Source organism: Pseudomonas sp. NPDC088429 (genome assembly GCF_044753305.1).
Taxonomy (GTDB): domain Bacteria; phylum Pseudomonadota; class Gammaproteobacteria; order Pseudomonadales; family Pseudomonadaceae; genus Aquipseudomonas; species Aquipseudomonas rustica.
Map to the genome: position 1 here is coordinate 17530 of NZ_JBIVMX010000026.1, position 16842 is coordinate 34371.

Here is a 16842-nt window from a genome sequence, read left to right on the forward strand (position 1 = left end):
ATCGCATCAATGGAGGTTGCGCTCGGCAGTGCGCCGGCAAAGGAGTGCGCCATGTCGCCTCGTTCGCAGTTCAATGGCCCGGCCCGGCAACGCGGGGCGATCGGGTTGATGGCGGCTGCCACCCTGAGTGTGGCGCTGGTGGCGATGCTGTTGGTGGTCGACACCGGGCGCTTGTACATGGAGCAGCGCAAATTGCAGCGGGTGGTGGATAACGCTGCGCTGGAAGCGGTGAGCCGTGGCGGCAACTGTCTGCCCGGTTTGACCGCTGCCACTTACGCCGGGCAAAGCGCGGTGCGTAATGGTTTTACCGTCGATGCCAACAACACCCTCGCCACCACCTGTGGTTCATTAGTCACGGCCGCGACCGGATTGCGCTCGTTTACCGCGGATGCCACGCAAGCGGCAGCGGTGCGGGTAGTCGGCAGTCACACCCTCACCACCAGTTTTGCCGGCGGCGTGCAGGCGTTATTCAGTGGCACGGCGGTCAGCCTCAACACCACGCTTAACGCCACGGCCGTCGCCGCGAAACCCCAGCCGACCATCGCCCAACTGAACATTCGCAGCACGTTGGCCACGATCAATACCGCGCAATCGAACATCCTCAATCCGCTGTTTTCCGGGCTGCTGGGCGGCAACGTCAACCTCACGGCGCTGGGCTGGAACGGTTTGCTCAACACCGATATCAACCTGCTCAGCTACCTCAACCAATTGGCGATCAACCTCAATGTCGCCGCCGGCAATTACACGCAGCTGCTCAACACCCAGGCCACGGTCACCCAACTGATTCAGGCCGCCGCGACGGTGGTGCAACTCAACGGCGCGACGGCGGATGTGATCACTGCACTGGGCCAGTTGCAGGTGGCGGCGATCAACGCGGCGCCGGTCAAACTTGGCGATATTCTGCAATTGCAGACCGGCACCACGGCGGCGGGGCTCGACGCCAATCTGCAACTGCTGCAACTGGTGCAGGGCGTGATTCAACTGGCCAACAGCAAAAGCGCGGTGGCGGCGACGTTGCCGATCAGTGTGTTGGGGCTGGCGAATGTCACGGTGAAAGTGAAGGTGATCGAGCCGCCGCAGTTTTCTGCGATTGGTGATCCGGCGCTGGCCAAGGTTGATCCGCTGGGGGCGAACCGGATTTATGTGCGCACTGCGCAAATTCGCACGCTGATTTCAACGAATCTGCCGGTGCTGAGCGGCGTGACCGGGCTGACCAGCGCCGTGCTTGGACTAGTCGGTGCATTGACGCCGACGCTCAATGCGCTGCTGAGTCTGGACTTGGTCGGCACGCTGAACTCGCTGGGCTGTCTGCTTGGCGCGGGTTGCGAGCAACTGGATCCGCAACTGCTGCCGACGCCGCGAATCGACATCAGCCTGGATGTTGGCGGTGCGAAAAGTTATGTCACCGATTTCCGCTGCCCGACGGGCGCTACCGGCACCAAAAGCCTGACCGCCCACACCGTCACGTCGATTGCCGACCTCAAACTCGGCAAGATCGACGCGACCAATGCGTTCTCTTCGGCTGCCGAACCGACGGTGTCTCCGTTGGCATTGATCGATCTGGGTATCGTCACCTGCCACAAAATCCTCGGGCTCGGAACCTGTGATGCATCCACCCACGTCCCTTTCGGCGCCGGCGGTATCGGCATCATGCTCGACACCAGCGTCGCGCAAAACTCGCAGGATCTGGTGTTCTCCAGCTCAACGCCGTTCGCCACCCCGGCCAACCTGAAATTGCCGCCGAGCATTCAGGCGGCCGTGCCGACTACCAACATCGTCAACAGCCTGTCGAACACGCTGGCGGGGGTTAACCTGATTGTCTATCGACCGCTGGGTAGCAATCCGTTGGGTGCCATTGTCACGGGCGTCGCCTCACTGATCAGTGACGTCACCAACCGTTTACTCCCAGCGGTCACCGCTGTGCTGAGTCCCTTGCTGGATCCTATTCTCAACAACCTGCTAAAAAGCCTCGGCATCAACCTGATGGACGTCGACGTCGGCGCCAACATGACCTGCGGGCAAACCGGCAAAGCCTATCTAGTCATCTAATCGTCCGCCGCAATCGGCAGTTCAATACAAAACCGCGCGCCCTCAACCGAGTTGCGCACGCTCAAAAGCCCGCCCATGTTGTCGATGATCCCGTAACTCACCGACAGCCCTAACCCAGTGCCGACACCAATCGGTTTGGTGGTAAAAAACGGCTCGAAAATCCGCTCGAGCAAACGCGGGTCAATGCCGCCACCGTTGTCCTCGACCCACAGCCTGACCTTCTCATCATCCCGCTCGGCATAAATCGAAATCCACGGTTTGAAGCTCGAATCCTTCTCACGCTTGCTCAACAACGCATCGCGGGCGTTGACCATCAGGTTGATCAACACCTGCTCCAGTTGATCGACATAACCGCGCACCTGCACCTGAAAACCGGTGTCGCTGATGCGCAGATCCACGCCTTTACCGCGCATGCCTTCAGCCAACAGTGACAACGTGCCTTCGATGGCCGCCGCCGGATTGAACAGTTGTTGCTCGATCTCCGAACGGCGGCCGAACACGCGCATGTGATCGACAACCTTGGCCGCACGCTGCACCTGCGCGTCGATGCGGTTGAGTTTGTCGGTCAGGTAATCGACCTGCACATCGCCGTTACTCAAGCGCTTGAGCACGTTGACGATAGCCATGCGCATCACGTTCAGCGGCTGATTGATTTCGTGGGCGAGCCCCGTGGCCATCTCGCCGAGGGTGGCCATTTTTGCGCTCTGCGTGAGTTGCTGCTGCGAGCGGCGCACTTCGGTGTTGTCGCGACCCACCGCTTGCACTTCGATCAACTGCCCGCGCTCATCGAACACACCGCGATCCGACCACACCCACCAGGCATGTTCGCGGCCAGGCAATTGCAGGCTGATTTCGGCGGTGCTCACCGGGTTGTCCGGGGTCAGCAGCGTCAGGCGCTGGACGAACGCGGCGCGCTGCTCGTCGGACATCCAGGTGCCCAGATCGATGCCCGGCAATTGCTCCGGCGTGCATTCCAGATAGTTAGCCAGTGGCCGGTTGCCGAAAGTCAGGGTCAGATCCGGACGATAGCGGCAGATCATCGCCGGTGAATCTTCGACCAGAATCCGATAGCGCTCTTCGCTTTGTTTGATCCGCTCAGCGGCCAGCGTCGCATCGGTGACATCCAGCCACAGGCCAACAGCTTCGACCGGTAAACCGAGGTCGTTGCGCAGCAGTTTGGCCTCGTCGAGCAGCCAGTGATAATCGCCACGGCTGTCACGCAGGCGATAACGCGCACGCACCGAACCTTCACGCAGCAACTGCCGAGTACGCTGGAAATACACCTCGCGATCTTCCGGATGCAAGCGTTCGATCAGCGCCGCCGCGCTGCAATCTTCCAGACGCAAACCGAGCAGCGGTTGCAGGCTGGCGCTGAAAAATGCTGGTTGCAACGCACCTTCGGCGTAGTGCTGCACGTAAATTACCGCCGGTGAACTGGCGATCAGATTGTCCAGCCGCGCATGAGCGGCGGCGGCCAGTTGTTGCTGGTTTTTGATGTCACTGATGTCGAGCATGAAACCGACCAGCCGCCGGTGTTCGGCGCTGCCGGTGACTTGTCCTTGCACGCGAAACCACGCCGGCGCTTGCTCGTTATCCGCAGGGTGCAGACGCACGCTCAAGGTCAGCGGCTCGCCGTGTTGTTGCAGGGCTTGCAGGCCGCTGCGCATTTCCTCGCGATCGGCAGGATGGATCTGCGTCAGCCATTCTTCCTGGGTCAATCGTGTCGCCTGCAGTTGCAGGGCGGCCGCCAATGACGGCGCCAATTGCACCGCATTGCCGACACCGGGGATTTCCCACCAACCGGTGCCGAGCAAGGTCTGTAGGGATTCCAGACGTTCGTGCTGGCGATGATGTTGCTGCTCGCGCAGACGCCCGAGCAACGGCGCCGCCAGTGAACTTGCCAGCCACATCCAGTCGCGCACCGTCAGATAGGGCGCAGCGTGATCAACGTCGTAAAAACCGCAGAGCAGCCATGCGACCACGCCGCGATCATCGCTGTAGGGCACGGCAAAACCGTCGGCGTTGCCGAAGATGATCTGTACGCGGGAATGTTCGTTGAGGCCGTGGTGCGCATCGAGTCGCTGCGGCGCGGTGCCGTTCAAACTGTCCAGCGGCGTGCCCAGTCGTTGACCGTCGTGCCACAGCGTCGGCGCGTCATGGGCCTGGAACTGCCGATAGATTTGCCAGCCCTGTTCCTGTTCATCAAGCAGCGCCAATGCCAGACAAGGGATGTGCCAGCGCTGGGCGATGATCTGCAGTTGTTCGCTGACAATCGTCGGCAAACGCAACGGGCCGCAGCTGCGCAATTGTTCGCTGATTTGCCCGGCGATCACTTGGCAGGCGTCGTGGTGGCGCGCTTGCTGGCGTTCGACGAGCAAGTCGGCGATGTCCATCAACTGCAACAGCCAGCCGTTGCCCCAGCGCTGCGCCCAGCCGCGCAAATGCAGCACCTGATCGCCGAGGCAGGCGAAGTCGAGATCGAGCAGTTGCCCCTGCCAATCACTTGGCTGGCCCTCGATGGCCAGGCAACTGTGGGCAAGCAAGTAGTCGGTCAGCGGCAACGGCTGAGCATGAGGTTTCTGTTGTTCGAGCACATGACGCAACGGCCCGGCCATCTGCAATACCGCACCGTCATCGTCGAGATGAATGTGCAGGCCCAGCATCGGCGAGACCAGAGGCTCCAGTGGTTCGTGAGCGACGATCGCTGAACGCTTGAGCAACCGCCCGAAAAGTTTATCGCCCGCCGTCAAAATTGCAGACTCGATTGGGCGGTCAGATTGGTCGGCAGGCTGGGCACGGTGCCAACTCCCGGCAGCACCAGAAACGGCAGCACCTGATTGAGTTTGCTGACCGGGTAATTGACGCTGACGGTGAGCGTGCCGTTGAGACCTTTAGTGCTGTCGAAAACCGCGCTGGTATCGGTGCCAATCACCAAATTGAACGACGACGGCACCCAAGACAATTGTTGAGTCAGTGCTGCATTCGCAGCATTGACGACCGCCGTTGCATAACCGGGCGTCGTCGGGTCAATGGCGACGCTACGGCGCACGGCTTCAGCTGTGGCCTGATTGAATGATTGCATCATCACGAACGGCAGGCTGTAGCTGATCAAGCCGTAAAACACTGCAAAAAAGATCACGAACACCAGGGCGAACTCAATCGCCACCGCACCTTTTTGCGACTTCCGAAAGCCGTTTTTCATGAGTGCGTCTACCCTGACAGTCACTGCGTAGTATCAGCATAGAATCATTCAGCAAAAACGGACGGTTTTTACCGGATGCAGAGTTTTATCCTTTTCGTATGGCTGCTGGTCTGCGCCGCTCAGGACGCCCGGCAGCGGCGCATCACCAATCTCTTGACCGTCGGTGTCGGTGCCTTGGCGCTGGGGTTTTTATTGGCCACCGGCAGCACCTGGCTGGGTGCTCAGGCCGGGCAGGGCGGCTGGGCGGTTTTGTTGGCGTTGGCGTTCACCCTACCGGGGTATTTGATGGGCCGCATGGGCGCCGGTGATGTGAAACTAATGACAGCTCTGGGCCTTGCGACGGACGGTATTTTCGTTCTTTGGACATTTGTCGGCGCCGGCATCGCCAGCGTGCTCTGGCTACTGCTCGCGCCAAGAGTCTGGCTGCATATGAGTCAAGGGCTTAGAGATCGTCTTCGATATTTGGGCCCGGGATCGTCAAAAAAGCTGCCATTTGCGCCGTTTGTGCTGCTCGGCACGGGGCTGGCTTTCTATTGGATCCACTAGTCGCCGGGCGCCACTAGTTCTATGTACATAGTCGGAAAGTACGTCTACTTTCAAAGGAACTGGTTATACAGCCGAGAGCTGTCAGTACAGGAATGGTCAGCTTTGGCCTAGGGCATGGAGTGGCACGTGAACAAGCTTACGTCTGCGGTAAAAGTCCTCGTGGTTGATGATCAACCCTTGATTGTCGAGGAGTTGTGCGAGTTTCTCGAGTCCAGCGGTTATCGCTGCGTCCCCTGCGTTTCCAGCCAAGAGGCGATCGAGCGTTTTACTGAAGACGCGCAGATTGGTCTGGTGTTGTGCGACCTGCACATGCCGGGGATGGACGGCATTGAACTGGTGCAGGCGTTGCAGCGGCTGGCCGGCAAGCAGCGCGCGTTCGAGGCGATCATGTTGACCGGGCGCGCGGACAAGCAGGACGTGATCAAGGCGTTGCGCGCGGGGATTGCTGATTATTATCAGAAGCCGATTGATCTGGCGGAGCTGCTGGAGGGTTTGCAGCGGCAGGAGCTGGCGTTGCAGGAGCGGCACAAGAATGTGCAGCTTGGGCATTTGAATCAGAAGTTGCAGTTTTTGTCTGAGTCGATTGATGACCTTTATCAGGATCTGGATAAGGTTCGGCGTAGTCCTGCGACGGTGGTGCGGGATAGGTTGGGCGGGGAGGCTGAGGCGGCGGAGATGCCGGAGATTTTCAATCAGTTGTCGCCACGGCAGTTGGATGTGGCGCGGTTGGTGGGGAAGGGGCAGACGAATTATCAGATTGCTTGTGAGTTGGGGATTACCGAGAACACGGTGAAGCTTTATGTTTCGCAGGTTTTAAGGTTGACGCATATGCATAATCGGACGCAGTTGGCGTTGGCGCTTTCGCCTGGGCGGGGGCGGGTTACGGCGCATTGATTTGGGTACATATCCGTTGTTTGTGGTGGGGCGGGTATTGGTTCCGCCCTTACGGCGGGTCACTTTGGCAAACGCCCCAAAGTAACCAAAGGTCTTTGCCCTGACGTCCGGCCCTCGCTAAGGCTCGGGTTCCTTCGCTCCGGGTTCATCCGGGGGCATCGCCTACGGTTTGCTTCGCTGCACCTCCTCTCGATGCTTTCCCCGTATGAATCCCTCCCGCTCAGCCTCCCGACGGGCTCTAAGATCAAAATCAAAAGCAGGCGAGCTGACACTCGGCCTAGTGGTTGGCGTGGATCGCCGCGATTTCATGTAGGAGCTGCCGAAGGCTGCGATCTTTTGATCTTCGTTGGATTCGCCCCTCACCCCAGCCCTCTCCCGAGGGAGAGGGGGCCGATTTTTGGGCTTTTCAGAATGTGAGTTCAACTCGGTATCCCACGTCGGCGTAACTCGCCCAAACACCCGGATCAGTCCCCTCTCCCTCTGGGAGAGGGCTAGGGTAAGGGGCTTTCAGATCATACGCGGCAGCCTTCGGCTAGGGGGGCATCGCCCACGGTTTGCTTCGCTGCACCTCAATGCTTTCGCCGTACGAATTCCTCCCGCTCAGCCTCCCGACGGGCTCTAAGATCAAAAGCTGCACCCGAGCTTGCGCTCATCGTGTCGAGTGGTTAAGAGCGTGGCGTGTTCGGCTTTGGTTTTGTGTTGAGGCTGCCCCTCACCCCAGCCCTCTCCCGAGGGAGAGGGGGCCGATTTTTGTGGTTTTCAGAGTCTGTGTTCGGCTGGGTATTTCAGGTCGGCGTACCTCGCCCAAACAGCCCGGTCAGTCCCCTCTCCCTCCGGGAGAGGGTTAGGGTGAGGGGCTTTTAGATCATACGCGGCAGCCGAGCTTGCACTCATCCTGTGTAGGAGCTGCCGAAGGCTGCGATCTTTTGATCTGTGTTTCTAAAAAGAAAGATCAAAAGATCGCAGCCTTCGGCAGCTCCTACACGTTATGCGGTTGTCAGTTTTTGGTCTCAATCTTCCCGCCCGCATCCGGGTCATACAGATCCGGGATTTCGTATTTGTATTTTTTGATCCAGCGCTGCATCGCCAATTCACGCTCAGTGGCCGTCGCCGGTTGTGGGTTTTTCGAGGCGGCCTGGTTGCGGCTTTGCAGGACGAGCCAGCCTTCGGTTTCCTGTTGTTGCGCCGAGGCGGGGCCGGCGTCGATGGCGTGGGCGCTGAGGGGCAGGCTGAGCAGGGTCAGGTAGCACAGGCCTTTGACGGGGTTCATGGCTGTCTCCTTATTTGATCGAGGAAGGCAGTGGGTCGGCGACGACCGCGACCTGGTTGCTGGCCGCGGGTTTGGCTTTGACCGGGGCTTTGAGTTTTTCCGCGCGTTCCTGGGCTTCGGTGAATTGATCCGGGGTCAGTTTGGCGCGGCTGACGATTTCGGCGGCTTGCGGCCAGTTGTTCTGGTAGAGCAGTAAGGTGACCAGGTTCTGCGCCGCCAGTTGGTTGTTTTGCTTGAGTTCGAGGGCGGTGAGGAATTCGAAGCTGGCGTCGTTCAGGCGCAGTTGATTGAGGTAGACCACGCCCAGATCGTTGCGGATTTTTTCGTCGGTGGGCGCCAGGCGCACGGCGCGTTGCAGGTGCGCCTGGGCCTGGCCGTTGTCGCCGCGCGCGGCATAGAGTTGGCCGAGGCCGTGTTCGGCTTCGGCGGTCAGGCAGCCGCCGACGAGGCTGCGGTAAAGCGGTTCGGCCTCGCTGCGGCCGAGCAGGCGATAGACCTTGGCTTTGCGCAGGCGCACTTCGCTGAGGTTGTCCGGCAGGCTTTCGAGGTTGGCGAGGCTGGCGTGCAGTTTGCCGTCGTTGGCCAGGTCGTCGGCCAGGTTCAGCGCCAGTTCCTGCTCCGACGACAGTTTGCTGCAACTGGACGGCGACAGCAGCGACGTCCACGGCGCCTGGCCGTTGGTGGCGCAACCGCCGAGCAGCAGCAGACTGGCGATGACTATCAGTACTTTCATCAAACACGCTCCATGAGTCGGATTCAGGATGCAAACGCCCGGGTAATCGCAGTGAAGCCGGGGCCGGCGAGGACGATCAGCAGCGCCGGGAACAGAAACAACATCATCACCACCGACATTTTTGCCGACATCTTCGAGATGTATTCCTGCAAGCGTGTCAGGCGCCGGTCATCCAGCAGTTGTTTGAGCGCCAGCAGCGATTTCATCGCGCCGCCGCCCTGTTGGATCAGTTGTTGAAGGATCACGCAGGTGTCGGTGAATTCGTCGACGGCGAGCATCACCGCGGCTTTGTTCAGCTCCTGACCGAGCTCCAGGCCGGAGTCGACACGGACGAGGATCAGGCGCAGTTCGCTGGTCAGTTCCGGCAGCAGTTTTTGCCCCTCGATGCTCAGCACGCGCAGTGCCTGCTCCACGGCCATGCCGGATTCGAAGAGGATGCGCAGCAGCGGAATGAACGTCGAAATTTCCACCGAGATGATTTTCTGCCGACGCCCGGCGGCGTAGGCGAGTAGGCGTTTGGGCAACAGGTAACCGGCGCCGGCAGCGAGCATCGGCATGATCCATTCGTTATCGGCGTGAGGGAAAAACACTTCCTGCAGAAACACCGCGACGCCAAGAGTCAGCAACGGCGTACCGATCTGGCAGGCGGCGAACAGCGCGCGCTCGTTGGCGCGGCGCCAGCCAATGCGGCTGAGCAGGGTTTGGGTTTCGCTGTCGATGCTCACCGAGCGCCGCCCAAAACGCGTGTTGCCGAACGCGCGCAACCAAGTGCCGAAGCGGTTTTCACGCACCAGTTGCCCCTGCAAACGCTGGTTGACCTGGCGCACGCGACGGCGCTCGGTGAGCAAGTGGTTGGCCACCAGCAGCAGGGCGCCAAGCAATAACATCAGGGCGGCGAGATAGAGCATTTCAAACACTCCGCAACATGCGCCACAGCGCCAGGCATCCGAACACTTGCAACAGCGCCGCGATGATCAACATGGTGTGGCCGCCCGAGTCGTGCCACATGCCGAGCATGTAGCCGGGATTGGTCAGCATAAAGTAGCTGACGAGGATGATCGGCAGCGAGCCAAGCACCCACGCAGTCATCCGCGTTTCACCGGTGAGGGCGCGCAATTGACGGGCGCCCTGATCGCGTTCGCGGATCAGTTTGATCAGGTTCTCCAGCAGCTCGCTGGCGTTGCCGCCGTAGCGGTGATTGACCTTGAGGCCGAGGGCGAACATGCGCAATTCGTCCTGTTCGTACAGCTCGGCAAAGTCGCTGACCGCGTCGGGCAGATTGACCCCCAGTTGCACGTTGCGCTGCACCCGACCCATGGCTTTTTTCAGCGGATCATCACTGGCTTCGATGCCGCCCATGACCGCGTCGCTCAAGGTGCGCCCGGACTTCAAACTGCGCACGGTGTGATCGAGTAACTGCGGCAGTTGCTCGATCATGCGCTTGATTCGGCGCCGATAAAGGAAGGCGATGTACAGCCGCAAAATCAGCGGCGGAGCGACCAGCATCACCAGTAAACCAACCCAGTCGAACAGCAGATAACCGAGACCCATGGAGACCGCCCACAGACTCATCCACAAACCAAAACGCTCGGTCGGACGGCCCAAACCTGCGCGCAAAAACATCCGTTCAAGGCCCACCCATTTCGGTTTTTCTTCAGCCAGTTGCGGTTGCCCGGCGGCCAGTCGACCGAGGACTTTTTCGTTGGCGGTTTTGCGTATGCCGTGCAGAAACAAACGGATCGACAGCCCGAGCAAAACCAGACACAAGGTGATGAGAATGACCGGTCCCAGCATGCTCCGTGCTCCTTGCTGTCAGCCCAGATGAGTCTCGTGGCGCAACTTGTCGCCCGCCGGATTGACCGCTTCACGGAGGAAGCCGAAACCGGTGCGGCGGTCGAGGCGGAACAGGGTGTTGGTGACGTAGACGTCTTCGCGGATGCCGACCACTTCCACCACTTCGCTGACGCAGCGGCGACCGTCGGGCATGCGGGTCAACTGGATGATCACGTCGAGCGCCGCACAGATCATCTGGCGCAAGGTGCGCTCGGCGATGGCGCGACCGGTCAGGCCGACCAGCGTCTCCAGACGCAGCAGCGCATCCTGCGCATTGTTGGCGTGCACGGTACTCATCGACCCGTCGTGGCCGGTGTTCATCGCGGTCAACACATCGACCACTTCGACCCCACGAATCTCGCCGAGGATGATGCGGTCGGGGCGCATCCGCAGGGCGTTGCGGATCAGGTCGCTGGCCTTCACTTCGCCGTGGCCCTCGGCATTCGGCGGACGGGTTTCGAGGCGCACCACGTGCGGGTGGCCGAGCTGCAATTCGGCGACGTCTTCGATGGTCACCAGACGTTCGTGCGGGTTGATCAATTGGCTGAGGATGTTGAGCAGCGTGGTTTTACCGGTGCCGGTACCGCCGCTGATGAGAATGTTGCAGCGCTTGCCGACCGCGTCCTGGAGGAATTCGAAGATCTGCAGATCGATGGTTTGCATCGCCATCAGGTCGCTGCTTTTCAGCATGTCTTTACGGAATTTCCGAATCGACAGGCACGGACCGTCGAGGGCAATCGGCGGAATGATCGCGTTGACCCGGCTGCCATCCGGCAGGCGCGCATCGACCATTGGCGACGACTCATCGAGACGCCGACCGAGCGGCGCGAGAATCCGCTGCATCACCCGTTCAACGTGATGCGCATCGATAAAACGCAGGTCGCTTTGATGCAGCACGCCGTCGCGTTCGATGAACACCCGGTGCGGGCCGTTGACCAGAATTTCCGTCACCGTTGGATCGCGCAGCAGCACTTCCAGCGGGCCAAAACCGGTGAGCTCGTCGACGATTTCTTCGCCCAGCCGCTCCATCTCATAACGCGAGATCGCCAGGTGCAAACGGGCGATGTATTCAGCGACTTTGTCGGTGACGAATTGCGCGAGTTGCTGGCGCGAACCCTCCAGCAGGTTTTTCCCCGACTCTTCGATGGCATCGATGATGTAGCGGTGCAGCACCAGTTTCAGGCCTTCGTGATCGGTGTTGCCCACCGCCCCGCGTTGCGGCGAGCCGAAGAGTTTTTCGCTGCTCATGTGTTGCCTCGCAGACGCCCGAACCAGGTGACTTTCGGTTTCGCCAGCCCTTCGGAGCGTTTCGCCAGACGTTCGCCGAGGGCGCGCAGGCTTTGCGTGAGTTTTTCTCGCGGGGCCAGTTCGAACAGGCTGACACCCTGATTTTTCGCGTTGAGACGGACTTCGGCGTTGGACGCGAGAACCGCGATAACTTCCAGGTTGTAGGTCTTGCCGAGGGTTTCCGCATCCGGCGCGACGTTGCTTAAATAGCGGTCGATCAGCAGTCGGCCGTGGTCGAGTTTCATGCCTTTCTCGCGCCAGTTATTGAGCACGGCGAGGTTGCGTCGGCAGTTGAGCACGTTCTGATCGGTGTACCAGAGCAGCTTGTCGCAATGGCTGACAAAAGTGCGCAAGGCTTCGCTGTCGGCTTGGCCAGTAAGGTTGACGACGATGTGCTGGAAGTGCTGACGCAGGGCGCTGAGGAGCATGAACAATTCGGCGGCGCTGGTGGTTTCCAGCGGCTCGTCACTGCTGGCGTAAGCGAGGATACGCAGCCCGGCTTCGGCGCTGGTGAAAGCGCTGTCGATCAGCGTGGCGTCGAGGCGTCTTAGATGGCGCAGAGCGTCGCCGAAGTGGAACGAGCTCTCTAGGCCCAGCAACGCGAGGCTGTCACCGCGCGGCAAACCGAGATCGAGCAACAAAGTTTGTTGTCCGCTCTTCTGCACGACCATCGCCATGTGATTGGCCAGCAGTGCGCCGTCGGAGCTGCTCTGCACGCCATACATCACGGTCAGGCCACCGAGTTGCGTGTTCGGTGCCACCGGCGGCAGACGTTTGCTCAGGCGCCGCACCAATCCTGCGACTTCGCTGGAGCGCGAACCGTAGGCGACGAAATCCCGCGCGCCGGCGCGCATCGCATTGAGCACCAGTTGATTGTCCATGCCATCGCCGAGGGCGACGATCGCCAGCATCGGTTTGGCTTCCAGCGCACCTTCGATCAGCGCGCTCTGCGCCACGACGTGTTCGCGATCGAGGCCGACGAACACCAGATTGGCGAAGGTGACATCGACCAGCGCGAGCAATTCGTCGAGGCTGCCGCCACCGGCGCTGACCACTTGGCCGAGCGGCGCGAGGGCGCTTTGCAGCCATTCCAGATCGGTGCTGTTGCGGGTGATGGCGAGGAACGTCTGGCTCAGGCTCTGGCTCATTGGGACAACCCACTGCGCTTGTCGAAGTTGCCGTTTTCGAGGAAGAACATGCGATAGAAATTCGGGTCGTAGTTGCGCAGTTTTTCCCCCGGCAACGACGGCAGTTGCGCGTCGGCGGCCAGCGGCTGCACCAAGTGCGGGGTGACGATCATCAGCAGTTCGCGCTCTTCGCGTTTGATCTGCGAATCACGGAAAAACGCGCCCAGCACGGGGATGTCGCCCAGGCCCGGAAACTTGTTCACCTGCGAAGTGTTGGTGGTACTGATCAACCCGCTGATGACGAAACTTTCGCCGTCGGCCAGCGACACACTGGTGTCAGTGCGGCGCACGGTCAGCGCGGGCACTGGCGTGCCGCCGATGTTGATGGCGTTGGCGTAATCCAGTTCGCTGACTTCTGGTGCGACTTTGAGGGTGACACGATTACGGTCGATCACGGTCGGCGTCAGCGTCAGACGAATACCGAATTCCTTGTACTCGATGGTCACCGTGTCGCTGCCGGAGCTGGGCACCGGAATCGGGATTTCGCCGCCGGCGAGAAAGCTTGCGCTCTGGCCGCTCAGCGCCACCAGACTCGGCCGCGCGAGGGTGTAGGCGAAGCCGCTGCCTTCCAGCGCATTGATGATCGCCATGGTCTTGCCGCCGATCCACGAGAAGTTGAACAGGCCGTTGTTCACCGGCAAGCGTGGCTGCGGCACACCATCAATATTCGGCAATGTGCCGGGCGAGCCGAACAGGAAGTTGCCGCGCACACCGATCAACGAGGCGGTGGCTTCCTTGAGTTTGGTGCGGCTGACTTCGACGAAACGAATGTCGGTCTGCACTTGCGACGGCAGGGTCGGATCTTCTGACGGCGGCAGGCTGGCACCGGTGAGTGCGGCGGTGGCGGCGCCTTGCACGAACACCATGCTTTGGCGCGGTTCGCTGGAGCACGACGTCCATACCATCAGGCTGGTGGCGCCGGGCGCGACGCCGGTGAGCAGAAAAGACGAGCTGCCGTTGGCGTGCACGTCAGCGATTTTCGGATCACCAATCGCCAGCCGCGTGATCGCCACCGGTGATTGCACATCCTGTTGAAAGCCCTCGCCGATCTCGATCACCGGCGGCATGCGCCCGAGTGCCGAGCAATTACCGGTGGCCGCCCACACGGCGTCCATCGACAGGCCCATCAACAACATGGCCTGCAGCATTGGTTTTAAGGTCGGCCAGCAACGACTCGGCATGCACTTGGATCCTTGCGCAATCATGGGGTTTGTTGAGTGATCTGGTTGCCGCGAATGATCTCCACCGCCGGCCGTGAAACTGCCCCGGAGCCACCGCTGGACGGCACTTTTGGCGCCGCGCCGAGGGCCAGTTGGGTGAACTGGAAGAGTTGACTGTTGGCGTTATCGATGTGGGCGGGCGCCTGACTTTCACCGGCCCAGTATTTCGCCAGACGTTGTTCTTCACTGCTGCGCACGGCCAGGCGCAGGGTGCCGACTTGGGTCGCGAGCATCATCCGGCTGAGCAGTTGTTCCGGTACCGCCAACACCACGGTGCGTGCGGCGATGCGGCGCTGATCCTGTTTGATTTTTTCGTCGGCGCTCAGCGCGGGGGAGGCGGGTTGGCCGTCGTTGGTCAGGCCGTATTGATCACCGACGCCAAGTACGCGCATGGCCGGTAAAACAATCTGCGCCGACTGCTGCAAGTTGCTGCCGTCCTGGCGCAGGTAGAGGAGGACATCGACGTAGTCACCGGGAAGCAATTGCCCGGCAGCGCTGATGACTTCGTCGACGGCCACGGTCAGCGCGCGTTCATCGCTGTGGATCATGCGTGCCAGTGAGCCACCGGCGGAGAAGCTTTCATCGTTCAGCCAGGTGCCGGCGCTGAGGTGCCGCCACGGTGTGCGGCCGACCGCTTGATCGACGCTGCTTAAGCTGCCGGCCGGGGCGCTGCGCAGTTTTTCCACGGTGACGTCGGCGGCGGTCAGCGGCGTGAATGGCGGCACGTCGTGGAGCAAGACCACCACCGGTTGGCGGGTCTGGTCTTCGGCGATCGCGACAGTTTTTTCAACGGTGACGTTCGGCGCGGCTGGCGCCTCGGCAACAGGTGCCGGTTGACGGCTGAGCACCAGCCCCCAATACCCGACAAAAACGGCGCCGAGCAACAACACTGCTGCAAGGCCCATGGTGACGCGACTGTTCATGACGGCTCTCCCTTTCCTGCTGCACGACCCACCGCATTTTTCAACGAGAGATTTCGCAATCCGGCAGCTATGAACATTCAACTATTTCGCTATTTCCACGCTAGCTGATCCAAGCCAAAACGCCATTAGTGACAGACAAATAACTGACTAAAGTAGGGGTGTTGGCCAATTAACAGCAGGAAACGGCCGATCACCAATGAACTAATCCTTTGTGATTAATCCGTTCTTACAGTTGTTGGGAGGGGGTTTGTTGACAATGCTCAAATGGCACGGTGGAACCTTGCCGCTGTAGCGTGACATCGGCGCCAAAGGCGCGAAGGAGTGGACGTATGTTTCGTATGACTCTCGACTATCTGCGGGCGCATGCCCGGACATTCTGCAAAAGCGACGAAGCGGCGTCGGCGATCGAGTACGCGATTGTTGTGGCGATGGTCGCCGTGGTTGTCGTGGTATTTGTGACACCTGTCGGCGATAAGGTACTGGCCATTTTCAACGTCATTCTGACCAAGCTTGGCGGTACGGCGCAGACCAAGCCGGGTATCTGATCGAACTCACTCTTCCCTTATTCATTGCTTGCGCGCGCTAGTGAATTGCGAGCGCAGGTTTTGACGAGGCTGTTGTTTTTTTCCGTATCCGGCCAGCGGCTGGAACGCAGGAGAATGGCCATGTTTCTTGATTATGTGATTACGCGCGTGCGCTCGTTTCTGGCGAGTACTGAAGCGGCGTCGGCTATCGAGTACGCGATTGTTGTGGCGATGGTTGCTGTGGTGGTCGTGGTGTTCGTAACGCCTATCGGAGCGAAGGTGTTAGCGATCTTCAACAGTATTCTGGTGTCCCTGGGTGGCACTGCGCAGACCGCTCCGACGCCTTGATCGCGATGATGGGCGAATGACGCGCTACACTCGGGTTCACTTTCGGTTTTTCAGGGATTGCCCATGACTGCTTCCTCGCTGCCGCGCCAACAGTTGCTTCTGGTTGACGATGAGGAGGATGCGTTGCTTGAGCTGGCTGAGTTGCTGGAGGGTGAGGGGTTTGTGTGTCATACGGCGACGTCGGTGAAGTTGGCGTTGCATCATTTGACGCGGCATCCGGATATTGCGTTGGTGATTACCGATTTGCGCATGCCTGAGGAGTCGGGGATGTCGTTGATCAAGCGCTTGCGTGAGCATACGTCGCGGGCGCATTTGCCGGTGATTGTGATGTCGGGGCATGCGGATATGGAGGATGTCAGTGATTTGCTGCGGTTGCAGGTGGTGGATCTGTTTCGCAAGCCGATTTATCACTTGAGGTTGTTTGAGACTTTGGATAATTTGTTTCCCAAGCCTAGGGGGGGTGGGCGGGAGTGAGGTTTTTGGGGTATATCCATTTTTTTTGTGATGGCGGATATGGGTTCCGCCCTTACGGCGGGTCACTTTGGCAAACGCCCCAAAGTAACCAAAGGTCTTCGCCCTGACGTTCGGCCCTCGCTAGGGCTCGGGTTCCTTCGCTGCGGGATTGATCCGGGGTTCATCGCCTACGGTTTGCTTCGCTGCACCTCCTCTCGATGTGTTTGGCTGCGCCAAACGGTCGCTGCGCTCCCACCCCGGATCAATCCCTCCACTCAGCCTGCCGACGGGCTCCGAGATCAAGAGCTGCACCCGAGCTTGCGCTCATCGTGTTGAGTGGTGAGAAGCAGAGGCGATGGGGTTTTGCTTTTGA

16 protein-coding genes are annotated in these 16842 nt (G+C 60.2%); 6 read left to right on the plus strand and 10 right to left on the minus strand.

The window, feature by feature from the left end:
* The first annotated feature begins 51 nt into the window (after positions 1 to 51).
* Positions 52 to 2049, plus strand: coding sequence for a pilus assembly protein TadG-related protein (locus ACIP66_RS15060; RefSeq protein ID WP_400648958.1), 1998 nt, complete (start codon positions 52 to 54; stop codon positions 2047 to 2049).
* On the opposite strand, the gene ACIP66_RS15065 is transcribed toward ACIP66_RS15060, so the two are convergent.
* Entirely contained in the window at positions 2046 to 4799 is a 2754-nt protein-coding gene (locus ACIP66_RS15065) for an ATP-binding protein (protein WP_400648960.1), read from the minus strand. The two genes, ACIP66_RS15060 and ACIP66_RS15065, sit on opposite strands and share 4 nt — an antisense overlap.
* The gene (locus tag ACIP66_RS15070; RefSeq protein WP_053116921.1) at positions 4796 to 5251 is read right to left on the minus strand and encodes a TadE/TadG family type IV pilus assembly protein; all 456 of its coding nucleotides are present in this window, start codon (positions 5249 to 5251) and stop codon (positions 4796 to 4798) included. The genes ACIP66_RS15065 and ACIP66_RS15070 overlap by 4 nt, the downstream gene beginning before the upstream one ends.
* A gap of 75 nt (positions 5252 to 5326) precedes the next feature.
* On the opposite strand from ACIP66_RS15070, the gene ACIP66_RS15075 reads away from it, so the two are divergent.
* Both ACIP66_RS15075 and ACIP66_RS15080 read left to right on the plus strand, forming a co-directional pair.
* The gene (locus ACIP66_RS15075; RefSeq protein ID WP_400648961.1) at positions 5327 to 5797 is read left to right on the plus strand and encodes a prepilin peptidase; all 471 of its coding nucleotides are present in this window, start codon (positions 5327 to 5329) and stop codon (positions 5795 to 5797) included.
* Between the two features lie 126 nt (positions 5798 to 5923).
* Positions 5924 to 6691 carry a response regulator transcription factor gene (locus tag ACIP66_RS15080; protein WP_053116953.1) on the plus strand — a complete coding sequence of 256 codons (768 nt, stop codon included), beginning with the start codon at positions 5924 to 5926 and terminating at the stop codon, positions 6689 to 6691.
* A 997-nt stretch (positions 6692 to 7688) separates the two neighbouring features.
* On the opposite strand, the gene ACIP66_RS15085 is transcribed toward ACIP66_RS15080, so the two are convergent.
* The 8 genes from ACIP66_RS15085 to cpaB are packed head-to-tail and all read right to left on the minus strand — an operon-like array spanning position 7689 to position 15144.
* Entirely contained in the window at positions 7689 to 7961 is a 273-nt protein-coding gene (locus ACIP66_RS15085; protein WP_053116923.1) for a DUF3613 domain-containing protein, read from the minus strand.
* Between the two features lie 10 nt (positions 7962 to 7971).
* Positions 7972 to 8694 (minus strand): tetratricopeptide repeat protein, encoded by a 723-nt coding sequence (locus ACIP66_RS15090; RefSeq protein WP_053116924.1) that lies wholly within the window; start codon positions 8692 to 8694, stop codon positions 7972 to 7974.
* Positions 8695 to 8717: 23 nt separating this feature from the next.
* Entirely contained in the window at positions 8718 to 9602 is an 885-nt protein-coding gene (locus ACIP66_RS15095; RefSeq protein WP_400648963.1) for a type II secretion system F family protein, read from the minus strand.
* 1 nt (position 9603) lies between these two features.
* Complete coding sequence (locus tag ACIP66_RS15100) at positions 9604 to 10488, minus strand: type II secretion system F family protein (protein WP_212551574.1); 885 nt, start codon at positions 10486 to 10488, stop codon at positions 9604 to 9606.
* 18 nt (positions 10489 to 10506) lie between these two features.
* Positions 10507 to 11775 carry a CpaF family protein gene (locus ACIP66_RS15105; RefSeq protein WP_053116927.1) on the minus strand — a complete coding sequence of 423 codons (1269 nt, stop codon included), beginning with the start codon at positions 11773 to 11775 and terminating at the stop codon, positions 10507 to 10509.
* The gene (locus tag ACIP66_RS15110) at positions 11772 to 12962 is read right to left on the minus strand and encodes a pilus assembly protein (protein ID WP_400648964.1); all 1191 of its coding nucleotides are present in this window, start codon (positions 12960 to 12962) and stop codon (positions 11772 to 11774) included. The genes ACIP66_RS15105 and ACIP66_RS15110 overlap by 4 nt, the downstream gene beginning before the upstream one ends.
* Positions 12959 to 14182, minus strand: a complete 1224-nt coding sequence (locus ACIP66_RS15115) for a type II and III secretion system protein family protein (RefSeq protein WP_212546352.1) — start codon at positions 14180 to 14182, stop codon at positions 12959 to 12961. Before ACIP66_RS15115 ends, ACIP66_RS15110 begins: the two co-directional genes overlap by 4 nt.
* Positions 14183 to 14202: 20 nt before the next feature.
* A complete protein-coding gene (gene cpaB / locus ACIP66_RS15120; RefSeq protein WP_400648966.1) occupies positions 14203 to 15144 on the minus strand; it encodes a Flp pilus assembly protein CpaB in 942 nt (313 codons plus the stop codon).
* A 338-nt stretch (positions 15145 to 15482) separates the two neighbouring features.
* Here cpaB and ACIP66_RS15125 point away from each other — a divergent pair, with 338 nt between their 5' ends.
* The 3 genes from ACIP66_RS15125 (at position 15483) to ACIP66_RS15135 (ending at position 16490) form a co-directional block, all read left to right on the plus strand.
* Positions 15483 to 15689 (plus strand): Flp family type IVb pilin, encoded by a 207-nt coding sequence (locus tag ACIP66_RS15125; protein WP_053116954.1) that lies wholly within the window; start codon positions 15483 to 15485, stop codon positions 15687 to 15689.
* A 120-nt stretch (positions 15690 to 15809) separates the two neighbouring features.
* Positions 15810 to 16016, plus strand: a complete 207-nt coding sequence (locus ACIP66_RS15130) for a Flp family type IVb pilin (RefSeq protein WP_053116931.1) — start codon at positions 15810 to 15812, stop codon at positions 16014 to 16016.
* A gap of 63 nt (positions 16017 to 16079) precedes the next feature.
* A complete protein-coding gene (locus tag ACIP66_RS15135) occupies positions 16080 to 16490 on the plus strand; it encodes a response regulator (protein ID WP_400648967.1) in 411 nt (136 codons plus the stop codon).
* The last annotated feature ends 352 nt before the right edge of the window (positions 16491 to 16842 follow it).

Bases quoted from the DNA above. Each gene is read 5' to 3' on its own strand.
- ACIP66_RS15115 (WP_212546352.1), bottom strand. From the start codon at position 14,182: ATGCCGAGTCGTTGCTGGCCGACCTTAAAACCAATGCTGCAGGCCATG.
- ACIP66_RS15085 (WP_053116923.1), bottom strand. From the start codon at position 7,961: ATGAACCCCGTCAAAGGCCTGTGCTACCTGACCCTGCTCAGCCTGCCC.
- ACIP66_RS15060 (WP_400648958.1), top strand. From the start codon at position 52: ATGTCGCCTCGTTCGCAGTTCAATGGCCCGGCCCGGCAACGCGGGGCG.
- ACIP66_RS15070 (WP_053116921.1), bottom strand. From the start codon at position 5,251: ATGAAAAACGGCTTTCGGAAGTCGCAAAAAGGTGCGGTGGCGATTGAG.
- ACIP66_RS15130 (WP_053116931.1), top strand. From the start codon at position 15,810: ATGTTTCTTGATTATGTGATTACGCGCGTGCGCTCGTTTCTGGCGAGT.
- ACIP66_RS15095 (WP_400648963.1), bottom strand. From the start codon at position 9,602: ATGCTCTATCTCGCCGCCCTGATGTTATTGCTTGGCGCCCTGCTGCTG.
- ACIP66_RS15075 (WP_400648961.1), top strand. From the start codon at position 5,327: ATGCAGAGTTTTATCCTTTTCGTATGGCTGCTGGTCTGCGCCGCTCAG.
- ACIP66_RS15110 (WP_400648964.1), bottom strand. From the start codon at position 12,962: ATGAGCCAGAGCCTGAGCCAGACGTTCCTCGCCATCACCCGCAACAGC.
- ACIP66_RS15100 (WP_212551574.1), bottom strand. From the start codon at position 10,488: ATGCTGGGACCGGTCATTCTCATCACCTTGTGTCTGGTTTTGCTCGGG.
- cpaB (WP_400648966.1), bottom strand. From the start codon at position 15,144: ATGAACAGTCGCGTCACCATGGGCCTTGCAGCAGTGTTGTTGCTCGGC.
- ACIP66_RS15090 (WP_053116924.1), bottom strand. From the start codon at position 8,694: ATGAAAGTACTGATAGTCATCGCCAGTCTGCTGCTGCTCGGCGGTTGC.
- ACIP66_RS15135 (WP_400648967.1), top strand. From the start codon at position 16,080: ATGACTGCTTCCTCGCTGCCGCGCCAACAGTTGCTTCTGGTTGACGAT.
- ACIP66_RS15125 (WP_053116954.1), top strand. From the start codon at position 15,483: ATGACTCTCGACTATCTGCGGGCGCATGCCCGGACATTCTGCAAAAGC.
- ACIP66_RS15105 (WP_053116927.1), bottom strand. From the start codon at position 11,775: ATGAGCAGCGAAAAACTCTTCGGCTCGCCGCAACGCGGGGCGGTGGGC.